Origin of the sequence: Rhodococcus sp. IC4_135 (assembly GCF_011602025.1) — a bacterium.
Classification (GTDB): domain Bacteria; phylum Actinomycetota; class Actinomycetes; order Mycobacteriales; family Mycobacteriaceae; genus Rhodococcus_F; species Rhodococcus_F baikonurensis.
Genome location: NZ_JAAOLG010000012.1, coordinates 98547 through 117941, shown reverse-complemented (window position 1 = coordinate 117941; position 19395 = coordinate 98547). Strand labels below are relative to the sequence as shown.

19 protein-coding genes and 1 riboswitch are annotated in these 19395 nt (G+C 63.6%); of the genes, 8 read left to right on the top strand and 11 right to left on the bottom strand.

Going from position 1 to position 19395, the window contains the following annotated elements; translation table 11 throughout:
* Positions 1 to 101: 101 nt before the first annotated feature.
* Positions 102 to 239: riboswitch (cobalamin riboswitch) on the bottom strand.
* Positions 240 to 255: 16 nt separating this feature from the next.
* Positions 256 to 864 (bottom strand): TetR/AcrR family transcriptional regulator, encoded by a 609-nt coding sequence (locus G8767_RS21365; RefSeq protein WP_166811628.1) that lies wholly within the window; start codon positions 862 to 864, stop codon positions 256 to 258.
* Between the two features lie 52 nt (positions 865 to 916).
* On the opposite strand from G8767_RS21365, the gene G8767_RS21360 reads away from it, so the two are divergent.
* From G8767_RS21360 to G8767_RS21350, 3 genes are read left to right on the top strand one after another with little or no spacing between them, the layout of a single operon-like run.
* Entirely contained in the window at positions 917 to 1855 is a 939-nt protein-coding gene (locus G8767_RS21360; protein ID WP_166811626.1) for an alpha/beta hydrolase, read from the top strand.
* 10 nt (positions 1856 to 1865) lie between these two features.
* Entirely contained in the window at positions 1866 to 2825 is a 960-nt protein-coding gene (locus G8767_RS21355) for a cation diffusion facilitator family transporter (RefSeq protein ID WP_166811624.1), read from the top strand.
* A 28-nt stretch (positions 2826 to 2853) separates the two neighbouring features.
* Positions 2854 to 3162, top strand: coding sequence for a hypothetical protein (locus tag G8767_RS21350; protein WP_166811623.1), 309 nt, complete (start codon positions 2854 to 2856; stop codon positions 3160 to 3162).
* 58 nt (positions 3163 to 3220) lie between these two features.
* On the opposite strand, the gene epsC is transcribed toward G8767_RS21350, so the two are convergent.
* The 6 genes from epsC to G8767_RS21320 all read right to left on the bottom strand — a co-directional run bounded on the left by epsC (position 3221) and on the right by G8767_RS21320 (position 9736).
* Positions 3221 to 3799 (bottom strand): serine O-acetyltransferase EpsC, encoded by a 579-nt coding sequence (gene epsC / locus G8767_RS21345; RefSeq protein WP_019747116.1) that lies wholly within the window; start codon positions 3797 to 3799, stop codon positions 3221 to 3223.
* Positions 3800 to 3804: 5 nt separating this feature from the next.
* Positions 3805 to 4740, bottom strand: coding sequence for a cysteine synthase A (cysK, locus tag G8767_RS21340; protein ID WP_166811621.1), 936 nt, complete (start codon positions 4738 to 4740; stop codon positions 3805 to 3807).
* A 181-nt stretch (positions 4741 to 4921) separates the two neighbouring features.
* Positions 4922 to 6751, bottom strand: a complete 1830-nt coding sequence (locus tag G8767_RS21335) for a phosphoenolpyruvate carboxykinase (GTP) (RefSeq protein ID WP_003945806.1) — start codon at positions 6749 to 6751, stop codon at positions 4922 to 4924.
* Positions 6752 to 7028: 277 nt separating this feature from the next.
* On the bottom strand, positions 7029 to 7373 hold the full coding sequence (locus tag G8767_RS21330) for a DUF6802 family protein (protein WP_166811619.1): 345 nt from the start codon (positions 7371 to 7373) through the stop codon (positions 7029 to 7031).
* 133 nt (positions 7374 to 7506) lie between these two features.
* On the bottom strand, positions 7507 to 8847 hold the full coding sequence (locus tag G8767_RS21325) for a hypothetical protein (protein ID WP_240952519.1): 1341 nt from the start codon (positions 8845 to 8847) through the stop codon (positions 7507 to 7509).
* Complete coding sequence (locus G8767_RS21320) at positions 8840 to 9736, bottom strand: GTPase domain-containing protein (RefSeq protein ID WP_166811617.1); 897 nt, start codon at positions 9734 to 9736, stop codon at positions 8840 to 8842. The genes G8767_RS21325 and G8767_RS21320 overlap by 8 nt, the downstream gene beginning before the upstream one ends.
* Before the next feature lie 199 nt (positions 9737 to 9935).
* Between G8767_RS21320 and trmB the strand changes: the two genes are divergently transcribed.
* Genes trmB through G8767_RS21305 form a run of 3 tightly spaced genes read left to right on the top strand, consistent with a single transcriptional unit; the run spans position 9936 to position 14348 of the window.
* The gene (gene trmB / locus G8767_RS21315; protein ID WP_037132323.1) at positions 9936 to 10694 is read left to right on the top strand and encodes a tRNA (guanosine(46)-N7)-methyltransferase TrmB; all 759 of its coding nucleotides are present in this window, start codon (positions 9936 to 9938) and stop codon (positions 10692 to 10694) included.
* Entirely contained in the window at positions 10691 to 11398 is a 708-nt protein-coding gene (locus G8767_RS21310) for an NYN domain-containing protein (RefSeq protein WP_003945733.1), read from the top strand. The genes trmB and G8767_RS21310 overlap by 4 nt, the downstream gene beginning before the upstream one ends.
* A 10-nt stretch (positions 11399 to 11408) precedes the next feature.
* The gene (locus G8767_RS21305; protein WP_166811615.1) at positions 11409 to 14348 is read left to right on the top strand and encodes an MMPL family transporter; all 2940 of its coding nucleotides are present in this window, start codon (positions 11409 to 11411) and stop codon (positions 14346 to 14348) included.
* Here G8767_RS21305 and G8767_RS21300 read toward each other — a convergent pair.
* Positions 14323 to 16179 (bottom strand): DUF2339 domain-containing protein, encoded by a 1857-nt coding sequence (locus G8767_RS21300; RefSeq protein ID WP_166811613.1) that lies wholly within the window; start codon positions 16177 to 16179, stop codon positions 14323 to 14325. The two genes, G8767_RS21305 and G8767_RS21300, sit on opposite strands and share 26 nt — an antisense overlap.
* A gap of 82 nt (positions 16180 to 16261) precedes the next feature.
* Positions 16262 to 16834 (bottom strand): TetR/AcrR family transcriptional regulator, encoded by a 573-nt coding sequence (locus G8767_RS21295; RefSeq protein WP_166811611.1) that lies wholly within the window; start codon positions 16832 to 16834, stop codon positions 16262 to 16264.
* 152 nt (positions 16835 to 16986) lie between these two features.
* Here G8767_RS21295 and G8767_RS21290 point away from each other — a divergent pair, with 152 nt between their 5' ends.
* Both G8767_RS21290 and G8767_RS21285 read left to right on the top strand, forming a co-directional pair.
* Positions 16987 to 17514, top strand: coding sequence for a cupin domain-containing protein (locus tag G8767_RS21290; protein WP_050655485.1), 528 nt, complete (start codon positions 16987 to 16989; stop codon positions 17512 to 17514).
* 34 nt (positions 17515 to 17548) lie between these two features.
* A complete protein-coding gene (locus G8767_RS21285) occupies positions 17549 to 18001 on the top strand; it encodes a MaoC family dehydratase (RefSeq protein WP_050655484.1) in 453 nt (150 codons plus the stop codon).
* Between the two features lie 4 nt (positions 18002 to 18005).
* Here the strand turns inward: G8767_RS21285 and G8767_RS21280 are convergent, their stop codons facing one another.
* Positions 18006 to 18725, bottom strand: coding sequence for a DUF1707 domain-containing protein (locus tag G8767_RS21280; RefSeq protein WP_007734485.1), 720 nt, complete (start codon positions 18723 to 18725; stop codon positions 18006 to 18008).
* A 17-nt stretch (positions 18726 to 18742) separates the two neighbouring features.
* Positions 18743 to 19375, bottom strand: a complete 633-nt coding sequence (locus tag G8767_RS21275) for a response regulator transcription factor (protein ID WP_152965808.1) — start codon at positions 19373 to 19375, stop codon at positions 18743 to 18745.
* Positions 19376 to 19395: the final 20 nt, after the last annotated feature.

Below are 19395 nucleotides of genomic sequence, written 5' to 3'. Positions count from 1 at the left end.
GCCGTCCTCGAGGCGCACCGGCCTTCGGCGAAGGCAGGTGGGTAGGTGGAGACAGAGCTCCGCCAACAGCATTCATGGTGTGACCGATCCATCCTCGTGGCATGACACAACGTCAACGAGGGTGGTATCTGGCTACGGTCGACGCGTGGACGACCTCACAGTGGCGGGACCGCGCCGGAATTGCACCGACTTCCCATTACCTCGATGATGACGTCAGAACCATAACGGACCGCAGTCACCATTCGATACACCGGATCAGGATTCCGACGCGATCATCGATCTCGCCTGCCGCACGACGGCTTCCGTTCGCACGCGAAGTTCTTCGGGTGAATCCGATTCCAGCACAACCCGATGCACCTGGCCGTCCACGGCAGTCACAGTCAACCGCGACGTCAACAACGCATCGTCCACACTGAAACCACGACTCTGCAAGTATTCCGAAAAACCTAGTACCAGTTGCCGATTCATTCCTTCGACCTGTTCGATGAGCTCAGGGGTCCGAGGAACCTGATCGTAGAGCAGGTGAAAGAACTGTCGCGGATTACTGTTCACTTCGATCGCGCACTCCACCAACGACCTGACAGCCTCGTCCGGAGTGAGTTCACGCTCGACGATGTCGGCAAGGCAGACCGCAAAACTCTCCCGCGCAGCACTCACGTGACGGTTCGCCAACTCCGAGAGGATCTCGTACTTGTCGCCGAAATACTGGTAGAGCGAGCCCACCGAGACGCCTGCCTCGTCAGCGATCCGGTTGGTGGTCGCCGCCATGGCTTCCGCAGCGAAAACGCGAGTAGCTGCCTCCAGGATCGCGTCGTAGGTAGCCCTCGAGCGCTGCTGGGAGGGCCTTTTCCGCCGAGTCGACACGGTCCTCCGATGCGAGTTGTCAGCCGCGACGCCGGTACCGAGAATTGTGTAGGTGACCAGCGCCGATTACTCGAAGTTTATGCCCGACCGGTACACCGCCCACATGCCGGAGCCGACCACGACGTGGTGGGAGTGGAACGGCAACACCGTCCACGTCGCACGGGCAGTGGTTCCAGACGCGCCGGTTCGTGTTCTCGGTATCCACGGCGCCGGCGGGTACTCGGGCGCTTTGTGGCCGTTCGCGGGGATCGGCGTGAAACTCGGAGCCGAAGTCCTCTTCCCCGATCTTCCGCTGTACGGCGACACCGTCGTAGGCGATCCCGCCGGCGTCCGGTACGAGCAGTGGGTCGAACTCCTCTGTGACCTCGTCCGGGCCGAGAAAGCAGCCGACGATCGGCCGCTGGTGCTTCTGGGAGCCAGCATCGGCGGTCTGCTGGCCTACGAGGTAGCCGCGCGGACCGGTCTGGCCGACGCCGTCGTCGCTACCTGTCTGCTCGATCCCGCGAATCCGTCGGCCAGAGCTGCCGCGGCGCGGTTCGGCCCGATGGGTGTCTATGGCGCTCCCCTGATGCGCCGCACCGAACGACTGGTGGGCCGTATCCGCGTGCCCATCCGTTGGGTCGCCGACGTCGCGAACATGAGCAGCAACCGTGAACTCGCGACGCTGTGCGCAACCGATCCGCGCGGTGGCGGTGTTCGGGTGCCACTCGGATTCCTCAGCAGCTACTTCTCGTTCGAGCACACCGCACCCGAAGCATTTCGGACGACGCCCGTTCTGCTCACCCACCCGGCCGACGACCGATGGACGCCACCCGAACTGAGCCTGCAGTTCCTCCGCCGCATCAACGCACCCACCGAATTCGTGATGCTGGACGGGTGCGGGCACTTTCCCGTCGAAGAGCCGGGCCTGACGCAGTTCCACGACGCCGTCGACCCCCTGCTGCGCTCCGTCGCCGAGCGTCACCGCACGAAACCGTCGCCACCCGCCTAGCCTGAAGTTCGTGAGCATCGAACCCAAGGCCGAGCCGACGGGAAACGGCGACGAGAGCACCACGACAGTCGTTCTGGCGTTTGCGGCGAACGCGCTGATCGCCGGTGCCAAGACGGCGGCCGCCATCGTCACCGGATCTGCATCGATGGTCGCCGAGGCCACCCACTCCTGGGCCGATACCGGCAACGAAGTGCTGCTGCTGATCGCGAACCGCCGCTCGAAACGGGTACCGGACCGAGACCAGCCACTCGGGTACGGCCGGGAGGCCTACATCTGGTCGATGTTCGCCGCCCTCGGACTGTTTGCGCTCGGCGCGGGTGTGTCGATCACCCACGGCATCCAGGAACTGTTCCATTCCGAACCGGCCACCGACTTCGGTGTCGCCTACGCAGTCCTCGGCGTCTCGTTCGTCCTCGAAGGCATCTCGTTCCGGCAGGCGTACAAGCAACTCCGAACCGAAGCGTCCGCCGTGAACCGCGACGTCATGGCCCAGGCGCTCAACACATCCGACCCGACGACCCGGGCCGTGTTCGCCGAAGATGCTGCAGCACTGATCGGTTTGGTCATCGCATTCGTCGGCGTCCTACTGCACCAGATCACCGGTTCACCGATCCCCGACGCCCTCGGTTCCATCTTCGTCGGCATTCTCCTCGGGGTCATCGCGATCATCTTGATCGACCGCAACCGCCGCTTCCTGGTCGGCGAAGAGGCCTCGCCGACGCTGCGAGCAGCAGCCGTCGAGGCTCTAACCCGACTGCCCGAGATCAACCGAATCACGTTCCTGCGCATGGAATACCTCGGGCCGCGGCAGGTGTACCTGGTGGCCAGCGTCGATCTGGTCGGTGACTACGCGGAATCCCGTGTGGCCCACACGCTGCGCGAACTCGAACGCTCACTCGAGCAGAGCCCACGTGTCGTGCGGGCGATCCTGACCCTTTCGACGCCCGAAGAACCGTCGATCACAGTCTGAACTTCCGGCCGGGCGATAGGCTCGTTCGATGCGCGCACTGATCGTGATTCTGGCGGTTCTGGGATTTGTCGTCGGGGGAATTCCCCTGGTGGGCGGTCTGATCGACGTGATGACCAGTCCCGACGAGACAATCGTCTATCAGGGGGCGTACGAACCGATCCGGGGTGTGCAGATGAGTCGCGACTACGAGTCGAGCCTAAACATCTCCTACATGGCGCTCCCAGACAAATCGCCTCAGTGGTTAATTCTCGCCTGCTATCCCCTGATCGGAGCAATACTGGGTGCTTTGACGGCCGTCGTACTGGGACGTCTCGGGTGGCGCCTGACGCGACCCTGAGCAGACGCCGATGACCACCCGTCGTCTACACGAGGGTGGCCATCGAAGAAGGACAGCTTCAGATGTACATCGCAGGATCGATGTAACTGTTCGGGTCCACCAGTTTCTCCTTGGTAGTCCGTGGCCGCGCCACCGCCGGGATACCCGTCGCGATGGATTCGGCCGGAACATCTCTGGTGACAACGGCATTGGCGCCGATAGCGCTACCTTCACCGATGACGACAGGTCCGAGGATCTTGGCACCAGCGCCGACGGTGACCCGGTCACCCAGCGTCGGGTGACGCTTGACCTGCTCGAGCGAGCGACCACCGAGAGTGACGCCGTGATAGAGCATCACGTCGTTACCGACTTCGGCCGTCTCCCCGATCACGACGCCCATGCCGTGGTCGATGAAGAACCGTCGACCGATGGTGGCACCCGGATGGATCTCGATGCCGGTGACGAAGCGCGTCAGCTGCGAGAGCACTCGCGCCGGGCCGCGTAGCGCAGGGACGACCCACATGCGATGCGCAACCCGATGCGCCCAAATGGCATGCAGCCCTGAATAAACGAGCGCGTTCTCCACATTGCTGCGCGCGGCAGGATCCTGACCGCGCGCAGCCTGCAGGTCCTCGCGAATTGTCCCGAGGATACTCACAAGTCTCAGTCCCGGATGTGTTCGAACAGCGGGGTGGAGATGTAACGCTCGCCGAAGTCACACACGACAGCCACGATCAGCTTGCCGGCATTTTCCGGACGCTTCGCCAACTCGAGTGCGGCCCAGACGATGGCACCGGACGAGATGCCGCCCAGGATGCCTTCCTTGGTGCCGAGCGCGCGAGCGACCTCGATGGAATCGGGGAACGAAACGTCGATGATCTCGTCGTAGATCTCACGATCGAGGACGTCGGGCACGAAGTTCGCGCCGATTCCCTGGATCTTGTGGGGGCCGGGCTGGCCACCGTTGAGGATCGGCGAGTCGATGGGCTCGACACCGACGATCTTGACCTCGGGCTTGTACTTGCGAAGGGTGCGTCCGACGCCGGTGATGGTGCCGCCGGTGCCGATGCCGGACACGAAGATGTCGACGGCGCCGTCGGTGTCGGCCCAGACCTCTTCGCCCGTCGTGGCCTCGTGGATGGCCGGGTTGGCCGGGTTCGCGAACTGGCTGGCCGAGACAGCGTTCTCGGTCTGCTCGACGATTTCCTTGGCCTTGGCGACTGCACCGGCCATGCCCTCCGAGCCCGGGGTCAGGACGATCTCGGCGCCGTAAGCACGCAGCATCACGCGACGCTCGGTGGACATGGTCTCGGGCATGGTCAGGATGACCTTGTAGCCGCGAGCAGCGCCGACCATGGCGAGTGCGATACCGGTGTTACCACTGGTGCCCTCGACGATCGTGCCACCGGGCTTGAGTGCACCGGACTTCTCGGCGGCGTCGATGATCGCCACGCCGATCCGGTCCTTGACGCTGTTGGCCGGGTTGTAGAACTCGAGCTTGACGGCGACCTGTGCGTCCACGCCCTCGGTCAGACGGTTGAGCCGCACGATCGGGGTGCGCCCGACCAATTCGGTCACGTTGTTGTAGATCCCGCTCATATCTGGTCCTCCTGAGGATCGAGTGTGTCGACCCGCTCGCTGATCACTGCTTTACGGCTGAACTGCATAACGGCTGAACTGCATAACGGCTACAGGCAAGGGCATACAGACGACCGATGCCGCATCGGTTCATCAAATTGAACCAATGCGGCATCAGGCCACTACATACGGGGGCGGTTTATCAGGCCAACCGCTGCTTCAGAGCTTCGAACTCGTCACGAATGCCGGTCGGCAGCTTCTCGCCGACGAAGTCGAACCACTCTTCGATGAGCGGGATCTCGGCCTTCCACTCGTCGATGTTGACCGCGAGGGCCTCGGTGATGTCGGCGTCCGACACGTCGAGGCCTTCGATGTCGAGTGCCGATCCGGTGGGAACGACGCCGATCGGGGTGTCGATGCCGGCAGCCTTGTGCTCGATGCGCTCGACGATCCACTTCAGGACGCGAGAGTTCTCGCCGAAGCCTGGCCACAGGAAGCGTCCGTCGTCGCCGCGGCGGAACCAGTTGACGTAGAAGACCTTGGGGAGCTTGGACGCGTCCGCGGACTTGCCGAGGTCGATCCAGTGCTGGAAGTAGTCACCGACGTTGTAGCCGAGGAACGGCAGCATCGCCATCGGATCGCGGCGAACCGTACCGACCTGGCCTTCGGCTGCTGCGGTCTGCTCGGAGCCGACCGTTGCACCCATGAAGACGCCGTGCTGCCAGTCGCGAGCCTCGGTGACCAGCGGAACCGTCGTCTTGCGGCGTCCACCGAACAGGATTGCCGAGATCGGCACGCCCTTCGGGTCGTCCCACTCGGGAGCCATGATCGGGCACTGCGACATCGGGGTGCAGTAACGCGAGTTGGGATGAGCCGCATGGGTGCCCGACTCGGGCGTCCACTCGTTGCCCTTCCAGTCGATCAGGTGCTGCGGGTCGCCTTCGAGGCCTTCCCACCAGACGTCACCGTCGTCGGTCAGAGCGACGTTGGTGAAGACCGTGTTGCCCTGGTCGATGGTGCGCATGGCGTTGGGGTTCGACGACCAGTTGGTGCCGGGAGCCACGCCGAAGAAACCGAATTCCGGGTTGACCGCGTAGAGCTGTCCGTCCTCACCGAAACGCATCCAGGCGATGTCGTCACCGAGGGTCTCGGCGCGCCATCCGGGGATGGTCGGCTGGATCATCGCGAGGTTGGTCTTGCCACAAGCGGAGGGGAATGCCGCCGCGATGTAGTAGGCCTTGTCCTCGGGCGAGATGAGCTTGAGGATGAGCATGTGCTCGGCCAGCCAGCCCTCGTCGTGCGCCATTGCCGAAGCGATACGCAGCGAGTAGCACTTCTTGCCCAGGAGAGCGTTTCCGCCGTAGCCGGAACCGAAGCTCCAGATCTCACGATCCTCGGGGAAGTGGGTGATGTACTTGGTGTCGTTGCACGGCCACGCGACGTCTTCCTGGCCTTCGGCCAGCGGAGCGCCCAGCGAGTGCAGCGCCTTGACGAAGAATCCGTCGGTGCCGAGCTTGTCGAGAACCTTGCTGCCCATGCGGGTCATGACGCGCATGGAGACGACGACGTACTCGGAATCGGTGAGCTCGACGCCCAGCTTCGGGTCCTCGGCGTCGAGGGGGCCCATGCAGAACGGCACGACGTACATGGTGCGTCCACGCATGCAACCGCGGTACAGGTCACCCATGAGGGTGCGCATCTCCGCGGGGTCCATCCAGTTGTTGGTGGGGCCTGCGTCGATTTCTTCCTTCGAGCAGATGTACGTACGCGATTCGACTCGCGCGACATCGGACGGATCGGAGTTGCCGAGGAAAGAGTTCGGCTTCTTTTCGTCGTTGAGGCGGGTGAAGGTTCCTGCCTCGACCAACTTCGTTGTCAGTCGGTCCCATTCTTCGTCCGAGCCGTCTGCGAAGACGACGCGATCAGGCTGGGTGAGTTCGGCAACCTCTTGCACCCATGCAAGCAGTTCCTTGTGCTGCGTGGGGGGCGTGCCGTCAGTTCCATTGAGACCGGGAATGGTCGCTGAGGTCATCAAACTCTCCTGGGGTGAGCCGGAACCGGGTTCTCGTGACACCGGATGCGAACTGCAGCGCCCCGATACCAGTCGATCCCGGTGTCCCCCTCTCGACGGGGTCCAGCCGCGTCATCCACTCACGTGGATTTCACGGACGCCGGGTGTCCTATGTATTGAGGTTAACGCTGGCTGTTCACCTGCAGGTAATCGGGTGCGGTCAGAAATGTCACAGAAACGATTCAGTTGGTGTGTTCAGGTGCCTACCCGGCGCTCAGAGCACATAAACGGAAGCTTTTCAGAGCGCTCCGGCATCGATTTTCTGCCACACGAGGGCGCCTTCGTCGTCTCGACTGCATTCCCAGGCCGAGTAATCCCCGTCCGACTCGATCATGGTGAGGCGATCGGCGCTACCGTCACGATCGAAATCGGACACGATCACGACGGCGTCGTCGGTGTGGACGACACGGCTGTCGACCGTTCCGTCACCGTCCAAGTCGAAGGCGTCGAAGTTCAGGTCGCCGGCGTCGACCGGTCCCGACGAGGGCCCGAAGGTCTCGGGCTCGATACGCCCCGCATCGAGCGCTTCGGCGTCGAAGCCGTGCCCGTCGATGTGTCCGGCCGTGATCAGAAATGCGTCCATTACTCCCCCTACTGGATGGTGACCTACTGCTTCGGCAACCCCTACCGAAACCGTCCGCTCAGTATTACCAGACCCCGACGATCAGTCGTGGCCGAAATTGCGGCGCTGTGGAGAACTCCGCACTCGCGAAACGTCAGTAGGCGGCGTTCAAAACGGCGAGGTCGCGCTCGCACGACGCCAGTTGACCCGATCTGGCCGCGGCAAGCTCACGAAGTTCACCGTCGATCTCCGCGATTCGGGCCTGCGCCGACGCCAACTGTTCGCGGCTCTCCGCCATGATCGCCGCTCCCAGATCTGCTTCGGCCTCGAGCAGCACGCTCTGCACTCGCTGCTCCCACTGTGCGCGGACGGTCGACATCGATTCGACGATCCACGACCTGGAGTGGGCACGATCCGCCATCAGCGCGCGAGTTCGCGCCAACCACCAGGCCGCGGCGCCACCAAGAACCAACGTCACGGGGATGCTCGCGAACTCCAGGGCCGGAATCATCTCCAGCGGAGTCACCGCGATCCGGCCGAGGCCGAGGCCCGCGGACGCGCCGACAAGAATTGTCACGCGTTCCTCGTTTCCTCGCTGACGCCCCGGCGGGTTCTCCGGAATCCGTGGGGAAGGTATGTACCCGGTCGTGCCCGCCACTTCCACCGCTGCCGCCATCGCGGCATCGAAGACCCGGGTGTGATGGTCGACCTCGTGCTGCAACCGCACCGGCATGCTGCCCAATTCGGCTCGCGAGGCCGCGTCGACCCAGGCACGTGCCCCCGCGACCGTCGCCCGGGTTGCGTCGGCGATCTGTTGCAACAGATCCCCGCGCGCTCGCTGCAGTCTGCTTCGGACCTGCACCAGGCGTTCGCCTCGCCGGCCGTCACGGTCTGCGAGCAGCTGTGATCGCTCGGCCCGCAGTTCGGCCCCAGGAACCCTGTCACGCAGATTCCGGATCTCCATCTCGATCATCCGGCGCGTCTGTGCGATGACACCGGAATCCGAACCGCCTGCTTCCCTCTCCCGTGCCACCCGTCTCACGACCTCGACGAGCGACTGCTCTTGACCAGGCGCAATCGGGACCACCGGGGCCTGAGCAAAAGCGGTGCAGTGCGAATTGAGAATCTCGGCATCACGCCGGCGCACAGCCTGCCAGTCTCGGTAGACGTCGACGCGGGTCAGCGCCACCACCACCGGGGTTCCGCTCTCGGCGGCATCGTCGAGGAGATGAAGATCCTCGCGCCCGATCACACTGGCGGCGTCGACGACCAGAAGTACGACGTCGGCGTCCACCTCGCGTGTCACTGTCGAACAATTATCCGAAGCACTGAACATCTGCGCGACGTCTTCCCGTCCACACCTCGACGGGCCGACGACGTAAATGCGAGTGCCACTGGATGTTTCGGCGGCGACCTGGCGACCCGGATCGGATGCCGGATTCCATCGCTGCACCACGCGCAGCACCGAATCCGGAAGTACCGAAACGCTATTCATCGGTCGCTACCGGAGCGGAGCGATCGCCCCCGAGCTGCGCCCACCGACGCACATACCCGCGGCGAATCAGTGAGACCCTTTGTTGCGGAGCTTGTTCCGACTCGTCCACGAGCCGGCCCCACCATCGACTGCACGTGCCCGCGTCGTCGGCGGTACGAGGATCGGGAGGCTCGCCTTGACGCAGGGCTCGAATTTCGGGGCTCATTATCGCCGCCGCGGCACCGAACAACACCGCGGAGTCCGACCTCAGATACATCTCGATCTCGTCTCTACCGGCGGTGTTGCGCGAGGCAGATTGCGTCAGCTCCGGGCCGATCCGCTCGACCCGGCGCCACCACTGCGTCTCCAGGACAGGGCCGAGGGCCGCGAACAACTCTTCGACGCCGCACCCGGTCAATGTCTCCACCGGAACCGTGTGCACGCCGACGGTCTCCGAGATTTCCGCCGCCCGTCCCAGTGCCTCGTCCCAGCGCGGCCCGAACAGGTCGGCCTTGTTCGCAGCCACCACCGCCCGATCCGAGACTCGGGCGATCGCTCGGCGGTCGACGTCGCGGACCGCGTCGACCACTACGTAGACGACGCAACGACGACCCAGATCGGGGTTCGACGTTCCGGGGACGTCGAATGCCCGCGACTCGGTCAACACAACCGGTGCGCCGACGACTCTGCGCGAGAACCGGTCGTCGCGCCCCAGGATCCGCGCCACCGACGACCGCCCCACCCCTGCCCGTCCGGCGACCACCAGCTCGAGCGGCGCAGTCAGCGATCCGAGCACGGAGTGAACCGTCTCCGCGGCTCCCGAATCGATCGACGTCAGCCGATATGCCAGAGCGCGCAACTGGTCGATCGGCTCCGCGCAGGCGTCGTCGATCGATTCTGCGGGCAACATTCGTGACCAATCACGGCATGCAAATCCTGTGTTCATCCCCACCCCACGTCCCCATCGTGTCGGTGAGATTCTGTCAGGTTCTCGGCAAGGACGGCAGGTGACACCACCCTTTCGTCGACTGTCCGAAGTCGGCGGATTCAGGACTTTCCGCGGAAAGTCTCAACTCAAACTTCAGACCCGTCTGCGCTAAACGGGGGTCATGCGTGACAATGGGTTCGTGAACGAAGCCGATCAGCATGCACCGCAGACCCCTGACACGGGGCAGACGGACCACACCAAGGGGTCCCGTCTCCATCCGAGAGTGACCAGCTTTCGCTCTCGCCGGGGTGCTCTGACCGACGCACAGCAGCAGGCTTGGGACCGTCAGTGGCCGCTCATCGGCGCCGACGTCTCGGACACACCGCTCGACGCGAACGCCTGGTTCGGACGCGAAGCACCCCTGATCATCGAGATCGGTTCGGGTACCGGCACCGCGACGGCCGCAATGGCCAAGGCGGAGCCGCACGTGAACCTGATCGCGATCGAGGTGTATCGCCCGGGGCTCGCGCAGCTTCTGCAGCAGGTCGAACGTGAAGAGATTCCCAACGTCCGCGTACTGCGCGGTGACGCGATGGACGTACTGGAGAACATGGTCGCCCCCGAGTCGCTGACGGGTGTCCGGGTGTTCTTCCCGGATCCGTGGCCCAAGGCCCGCCATCACAAGCGTCGCCTGCTGCAGGGGCCGACGTTCGCGCTGATCGCGAACCGCCTCAAGCCTGGCGGAGTGCTGCACGTGGCAACCGATCACGCCGAGTACGCCGAATGGATCGAAGAAGCCGGCAATGCCGAGCCGCTGCTGACCGCGCTCGACTGGGAGTCTCCGATGACCCACGAGCGTCCGGTCACCAAGTTCGAGGACAAAGCCCATAAGGTCGGAAGTGCAATCACCGAGCTTATATGGGGGAAGATCAGAGCATGAGCGTCAGCGAACAGCTATCCGACGACGTGACGTCGTCGGAATCTCCTCTCGACTTCGGTCGTGACTCCCGCCACCCCAAGCGGGTGCTTCTGGTCTGGGACGCCCCTAACCTCGACATGGGCCTCGGCGCCATCCTCGGTGGCCGGCCTACCGCCGCCTACCGGCCACGATTCGACGCGTTGGGTCGCTGGCTGCTCTCTCGCACCGCCGAACTGTCCGCACAGAACAGCGGCACGCTCGAGCCCGAAGCGACCGTCTTCACCAACATCGCCTCCGGCAGCGCCGACGTCGTTCGTCCTTGGGTCGAAGCCTTGCGTAACGTGGGTTTCGCGGTGTTCGCCAAGCCGAAGGTCGATGAAGACAGTGATGTCGATTCGGACATGCTCGAGCACATCGCGCTCAGGTACGGCGAGGGCCTCGCCGGAATCATGGTCGCGTCCGCCGACGGCCAAGCGTTCCGCGAACCTCTCGAGGACATCGCAGCAACCGGTATCCCGGTCCAGGTTCTCGGGTTCCGTGAACACGCCAGCTGGGCTGTGTCGTCCGATATCTTGGACTTCGTCGATCTCGAGGACATCCCAGGTGTCTTCCGTGAGCCTCTGCCACGGGTAAGCCTGGACACCCTGCCCGACGAGGGCGCCTGGTTGCAGCCGTTCCGACCGCTTTCTGCCCTGCTCATCGGGCGAAAAAGTGTTGCCGAGTAGGAGTTGATCAGTGTTCGCCAGCTGGGGAAGCATCGTCTATCGAGCCCGCTTCACCGTCATCGCTGTCATGGTGGCGGGGCTCCTCGGGCTCGCTGCGTACGGCCTGAGCCTGCAGGATCATCTCAGCCAGAGCGGCTGGGACGATCCGGGGTCGGAATCGGTAGAGGCTGCAAAACTCGCTGACGGCACGTTCGGACGCAGCACGACGGGTGACGTTCTGGCGCTGTACACGGCGCCGGAGGGCAAGACCGTCGACGACCCCGAGTTCCAAGCGAAGGTCATCGACAATCTGCAGCGGCTCGTCGCCGACAACCCCGACCAGATCATGAAGATCAACGGCTCGTACTTCAAGGTCGACAACGGTCTCTCGGTGGCTGCCCTGGCGGACAAGACCAAGCAACACGCGGTCACCAGCATCGCGATCGCCGGCGACAACGACACCGCGGTGTCCAACAACTTCCGCGACGTCGAGTCGCAGTTCTACATCGACGGCGTCGACGTGCAACTCGCCGGCCTGCAACCTGTCGCGAATTCACTCAACGACACGATGGCCAACGACATCAAGCGCATGGAAATGCTCGCGATTCCCGCTGTCGGTGTCCTGCTGTTCTTCGTCTTCGGTGGCGTCGTCGCCGCTGCCCTCCCGCTGATCGTCGGCGGTCTCACTGTCATCGGCGCCAACGGCATCATTCGACTGATCACCAACTTCACCGAGGTCAACGCGTTTGTTGCGCCGGTGGTGTCTCTGGTCGGCCTGGGTCTGGCGATCGACTACGGACTGTTCATCGTCAGCCGTTTCCGAGAAGAGATAGCCGAGGGGTACGACACCCCGACCGCAGTACGCCGAACGGTCATGACGGCGGGCAGAACGGTCATGTTCTCGGCGACCATGGTTGCCGTCAGCCTCGGCGGTCTGCTGTTGTTCCCGCAGGGCTTCCTCAAATCGGTGGCCTACGGCGCCATTGCTGCCGTCATGCTTGCCGCGATCTCGTCCATCACGATTCTTCCCGCGATTCTCGGCATTCTCGGTAAGCGGATCGACGCGCTGACCTTCAAGAAGCTGCGCCAGACCAAGACCAACGAGGAAATCGAGAACGGTTTCTGGGGCAAGCTCACCCGCTGGGTCATGCAGCATCCGCTCAAGGTCGCGGTCCCGATCGTCGCGGCTCTCCTGCTGATGATCATTCCGCTGACGGGCATCAAGTTCGGCGGGATCAACGAGACGTACCTGCCCCCGGACAGCCCCACGCGTGTCGCGCAGGCGCAGTTCGACGAACTCTTCCCGGGCAATCGCACCGAGCCCGTTCGACTCGTCATCGAGGGAGCCGACAACACCACTCTCGGTCAGATTTCCAAGACCGCAAACGCTGCGCCGGGTCTGGTCGAGAAGTTCACCCCGGAGGTCGCGACCAAGGACGGTGTCAACGTCCTCAAAGCCGGTCTGACGGAGCGCAACGAGGCACGTCCCACCATCGACTATCTGCGATCCGCGGATTGGCCAGAGGGCACAACTGTTCTCGTCGGCGGTACTCCGGCCATCGAGCAGGACAGCGTCGACGCGTTGCTCGACCGTCTGCCGCTGATGGTCGTGTCGGTCATCCTGCTGACGACGCTGCTGATGTTCTTGACGTTCGGTTCGCTCGTCCTACCCATCAAGGCTGCGTTGATGAGCGCGCTCGGACTGGGTTCGACACTCGGAATCTTGACCTGGATCTTCATCGACGGGCACGGTTCGGGTCTGCTGAACTTCACGCCGGGACCGATCATGTCTCCCGTCCTGGTGTTGATCATCGCTATCGTCTACGGCCTGTCGACCGACTACGAAGTGTTCCTGCTCTCTCGCATGGTCGAAGCGCGAGCGCAGGGCGCAAGTACTACCGAATCCATCCGAATCGGCACGGCACATACCGGCCGGATCATCACCGCTGCCGCACTGATCCTGATCGTGGTCACCGGTGCATTCGGCCTGTCCGATCTGGTGATGATGAAGTACATCTCCTACGGCATGATCTCCGCGCTGATCATCGATGCCACGCTGATCCGAATGTTCCTGGTCCCGGCGACCATGAAACTGCTCGGGGACGACTGCTGGTGGGCTCCGGCCTGGATGAAGCGGATCCAGCAGAAGATCGGGCTCGGTGAGCCGATCCTCGACAACGAGCTGGTACTCGCGAACGTCCCACAGATCGCGCCCGTCGGTGCGATCGCCGGACCGGGTCAGCCGCGCAAGATCGAAGCGGCCTCGCGCGTCATGCCGCCGCCTGCCCCGGCCGCACAGCCGGAAAGTGGACCTCGCGTTCCCGATCCACTCACCGAGCCCATTCCGCTCAGCGAAATGGCGGTGAAGGCACCCAACACGGAGGCTCCCGCCGCAGAGAAGCCCGCACCGCGGCGCCGTCTCGATATCGGGAGTGCAGCCAGCGCCCCCCAGAACCTGATCGAGGCACCGGTGCCCAATCCCTCGTACCGGCCGCAACCGAACGCCAGCGACAAGCGCAGAAACCCCACGCCTGCGGCGCCGGCCGAGCGTCCCATCGAGAGCTGGTTGTCGGACCTGCGGGCTCGGGAACAGACTCCCCCGGCCTCACGGCCGCTACCGGTGGTCCGGACGCCTTCGCGTACAAACGGTTCGGCGGCAAATGGAGCTGTGACCAACGGTTCAAGTACCAACGGTTCGAGCGCTAACGGTGCGAGCGCTAACGGTGCGGGCCGGAACGGTGCCTCCAACGGCTCGGCTACCAACGGCTCGGCTACCAACGGCTCTACCCCGACCTCGGTGGAGGCGACCCCCCAGTCGCCGCCTCCACCGATCGCTCCGGAGCGTCGTCCCACCGAGCCCCGAGTCTCGGATGCCTCTGACGGCGACGACAACGCCACCGGCAGGCACCGACCTGACGACGCAGGCGCCATCAGTGTCAGCGAGCTCATCGCTCGCCAGAAGCGGAGCTGACCTGCTCCTGCTTGGCGAAGGCTCGTGCATAACGTGTCCCGACCAGCAGGAGCAGCAAGCCGACCACCAGGAAGGCAGCGCTGCGCACCAGCCCACTGAGCGTGGCCAGGTCGAAGAGGAACAGCTTGGCCACTGCCGCGCTGGTGAGAGCAAGACCAGCTCCGAGCAAAACGCGAGCATGCTGACGGTTGTTCAGGCCGAGCACCAGCGCTGACGTGGCGGCAAGCATCCAAACGATGGTGGCAACGCTGTGTCCGACAACGAATCCGGTTGCGCTGTCGAAAATTTCGACGCCTGATGAGACGAGCGCACACGTCACCGCGTAGAGGACACCGAACCCTGCGGCCGCCCATAGAACCGCCGCATTGGTATCGGCGACCAACTTCAGTCGGTGAATCGCCCACACCAGCATCACCAGTGCGCCTATCGTCGTCAGGCTCGAGAGTGCCGTGATCGCACCGAGTTGCATGGATGCGGCACGGGCGGTCGTCAACGCTTCCGGCGGAACCGTCGTGAGGTATCCGATCGATCCGATGGCCGCAAAGGCGGTTCCGAGAGCGAAGACGAAACGCGAACCCGCGTGGAGCGAGACTCCGAGGAAGATCATGCCGACGGTGAGGACCAGCGGTACGACCAGAGATTCCGTCGCCCCGGACAAGCAGCACAGCAACAATGCAAGAGCGCCGGTTGCGCCCAGTCCGAATCGCAGTTGCGTCGGCAAAGGCTTGGCCGCCGCTGCAGCGGAAAGAAGTAGTGCCGCAGCAATTCCGTACAGCACTGCGGATTCGGTGTTTCCGAGCACGGCCCCGACGCTCATCAGCGGAAGGGTCGAGACAACAAAGGTCGCGGTGGACCACGCCCCTGCAACACCGTCACGCGAAGGCGAACCCGTCCACTGCAGGGCCATCGCGCAGCCGACTCCCACACCCGCAACCACGACGGCACTGATCACCAATTGCAGTGAGCTGTTACCGGATTCGTTGAATATGGACTCCGACGCTGTCGCTACGAGCAGTGCGAGAACCACCGGTACGGTGCGCGCCATTCCCAGATACTTCCAGTCACGACCGAGCTGGGCGGAGAACGTCGCCGACTGGATCGCGAACAGGAAACCGATGAGGGTCAACGATATTCCCGACGTCAGTACTGGAGCCAGCACCGCTGCGCCCAGAACGATCATGAGCGCCAGTGACTCGGAATCCCATTTCACCGCCAGAGCAACGCCGGCCGCAGCAATTCCGAAGGCGATCACCACCGCGAGCGGCGTCGCCACCCAACCGTAGAGAACAGACGCCGCGACGACGTCGAGGTACATTCCCGCAAAACCGGTGGCAGCCAGAGCAATCGCCCCCACTTTGCCGCCTGGGCGTCCGTGGACCCGCACACCGGCAAACACCAAGGCGCCGGAAAGGAGTGCGCCACCGAGTACCCGCAGCGGCGGTCCGAAGAATCCGGCCTGCGCGGCAAGTACCAGCAGCATCACGACGCCGATCAGGGTGACGGCAACACCGGCCGCGGCCAGGAGTCGACTGATGACGCCATCGCGCTGCCACCAGGGCTGCCGAGGCGCAGCCACCGGATACGCCGGTGGTTGCCAGGCGGGCACGCTCTGCTGAGGACGGACCGGCTGCATCGGGTGCACCGGAACGACGGGAGCTGGAGCTACCGGTGCCGGAGCTACCGGCGCGGGCACGGCGGTCGAGGCCAGCTGAGCCTGCAGTATCGACAGGTTCTGGCCCATGTGACGCAACTGTCGGCCGATGCTGTCGCACTCGGCAGACAGAGCTGTCACCAGTCGCGGATCGACAGCGGAAGAGCTCGGTGTGGTCATGGATACGAGCTTGCTGCCTGGCCGAACCGATCAGATGAGTAGTACTACTCGATCAGCGTGGGGGCTTCTCGTATCCAACGCGCTATCGCCGAGGCGCTGCGTTCCGCAATCGTTCGGAGAGCAGCCGACCCGAGGTGTGAAGCGGAGCGGGATCCTGACGCGCGCGAGCGAGCACAAGCGCGCCCTCGAGTGCGGACAGAGCGAGAATTGCCTCCGACTCTGCGTCTTCGGGGGACCAGCCGTCTGCTTCGAGCCGCTGGGCCAGCAGTGCGAGCCACGAGTTGTATCCGTCCGCGCAAGCCCCACGGATGACCTCGGATTCGGTTGCGGCGTCGAGTGTTGCTGTGGCCAGTGCGCATCCGCGCTCGTAGTCCGAATCCGACAACCGAGCAGCCAGTGCTGCGGCGAAGGCCGAGATCGCGGTGGCCGCATCGGGTGAGCTCTCCAGCAGATGTCGGATGAAATCGGCCATTGCCTCGCCGCGTCGCCTCAGAGCCTCGCCTGCGAGTTCTTCCTTGCCGCCGGGAAAGTGAAAGTACAAGGAACCCTTGGTAGTCGCGCTCGCCGAGAGTACTTCGGACACACCCGTTCCCGCGTAGCCCTTCCGCTGCAACAAGTCAGCGGCGGCATCGACCAACAAATCCCTTGTAGACATAAGTACAATATACCGATCAGTACACATATCGACAACACTTGAAGTGCAGAAATCAAGAAAACCTTGCATCACTAGACCGATTGGTACATGATTTGGGAATCGACAAACCGGAGCGCGGCCAACGACGCTCACGACGACGAAGGACCGAATCGATGTCCCCGAATTCCACAAACCACACCACGACGACCGTCCTCGGACCGGACGAAGACCTCGCCGGGACCCTCGCGGCCACCGGCGTCCGGATGATGGTCCGAAGCAAACAAACCGAGGGAGGATTCTCGCTTGTGCAGCACCGCATCGCCGCGCATTCGATGACGTCACCGGTCCATCGCCACAGCCGGGAAGACGAGTACACGGTGGTTCAAAGTGGCCGCGTCGCAGCGATGGTCGGAGACGAGATCGTCTACGCGGAGGCCGGCGCCATGATCTTCAAACCGCGTGGCCAGTGGCATGCCGTGTGGAATCCCGACGACGTTCCAGCCCGGATACTCGAAATCATCACGCCTGGAGGGATGGAAGGCCTGTTCGAACTGATGCCGAAGTTACTGGCCGAAGCAGGTTCCGCCGCGGAATCGGTTGCAGCGCGGGTAGAAGCCGACTTCGGCATCGAATTCGATCTCGTTGCCACCGCCGAGATCGCACAGACACACGGTGTGGGATTCGGCATCGAAAGTCACTGACCGCTGTCAGCACCTACCGATCAAAAGAAGATTCATGCTTGTACTCACCGGAGCAGAAGACCTCAGCGCCAACCTGAACCAAGAGTTGGGCGTCAGCGACTGGCACGAGGTCACGCAGGAGTCCATCGACGAGTTCGCCCGCGTCACCGGCGACGATCAGTGGATTCACGTCGACGTGGATCGCGCGAAGGAGTCACCGTTCGGCGGAACGATCGCGCACGGCAACTACACACTGTCGCTGGGACCCAAGTTCTCCTATGCGATGTTCTCGCTCGAAGGTTTTGCGTTTGCTCTCAACTGCGGATTCGACAAAGTCAGGTTGCCTGCCCCGCTACCGGTGGGCTCTCGTGTCCGCATGCGTGCGACGTTGAGCAAAGTCGAACCGATCAATGGCGGTGTCCAGATCACGGTGACGCAGACATTCGAACGAGAACACGGCGACAAACCTGTGTGCGTCGCCGAGATGTTGACCCGCGCCTATCACTGAAAGGTCAGGAGCCGAACATCTTTCGGATCGTGGTACCGAAGGGATGCTTTGCTGTGACACTGCCGAATCGCACCTTGCCGTGCACCACCAGGTGCAGCGGGCCCATCTGCGGGCCGGAACGAACCTTGTTCGACGCGCTTCCTCCGACTGCCTCGACACCGTTCATGTCCACTGTCGCCTCTTCGGGAACGATCAGTGAAATCGAACTGGCGTAGTCGTCGATCGAGATGTTCACGACCTGCGTCTGCATCACCGCGCGCGTGAAATCGATAGTCACACTGGACATTCTGGTGTCGACCACGACGGCTGGCGGAACGATCCATGCTCCGTTCCGTGTCACCGTCGCCATTCGTCCACGGATCACGGCAGCGTTGGCGGCTCCGTAAGTACCGACAACCGGAGCTCCGACGGGAGCGCGGTAAGGCGGGCTCGGGTGAACCGGCGGCGGCTGGGGTTGGTACGTCGGCGCCGGATACGGCTGGCCTTGGTACATCGGCTGACCCGCATTCGGATACGCGGGTGGGTCGTAGTCGGAGATCAGCGTGATGCCCGGCAGATCGGCGAGAACGGAGTTGAGCTCACCTCGCGTCTTTGCGGCCAAGGCAGTGTCCATGCGCTCGGTGAACTCACCGAGCGAGAGCATTCCTTGACCGACGGCTTTCTGCAGCAGCTCGCCGACGTGCTCTCGTTCGGCATCGGATACGCGTAGATTCCTGGCCTCCATGATTTCCAGGATAAACGTTATTCGAGACCTTGTTCTATTGCGTATCGCGTGAGCTCGACGCGATTGGCCAACTGAAGCTTCCGAAGCGTTGCCTGCACGTGGTTCTCGACGGTCCGGTGGCTGAGCGAGAGCCTCGTGGCGATCTGTTTCGCGCTCAGCCCCTTGGCGACAAGGCGGAGCACTTCGGTCTCACGGTCGGTGAGCCGAGGCAGCTCTGGTGCGCGATCGTCGGCCGGTGCCGTCGACATCCGGCGGTACTCACCGAGCACCAATCCGGCGAGGCCGGGTGTGAAGACGGCTTGTCCGTCGAAAGTCGCACGCACGGCCTCGAGCAGTTCCGCCACCGAAGCACTCTTGACCAGGTAACCCGACGCTCCGGCTTTGACCGCGTCAAGGACGTCGTCACGCTCGGCGGACGCCGAAAGCACCAGGACCTTGCTTTTCGGCGAAACCTCGAGCACTGCGATGGTAGCGTCGGCACCGTTTCCGTCCGGCAGGTTCATGTCCATCAGAACCACGGCCGGTTGCACGGCGGCGGCTCGTCGGCGTGCGCTCTCGACACCCTCCGCCGTGGCGCTCACGGTGAAGCCTGCGGCCTCGAGGTCCCGGGAGACGCCGTCGCGCCACATCGGGTGATCGTCGACGACCATCACCGTCACCGGATTCTCGC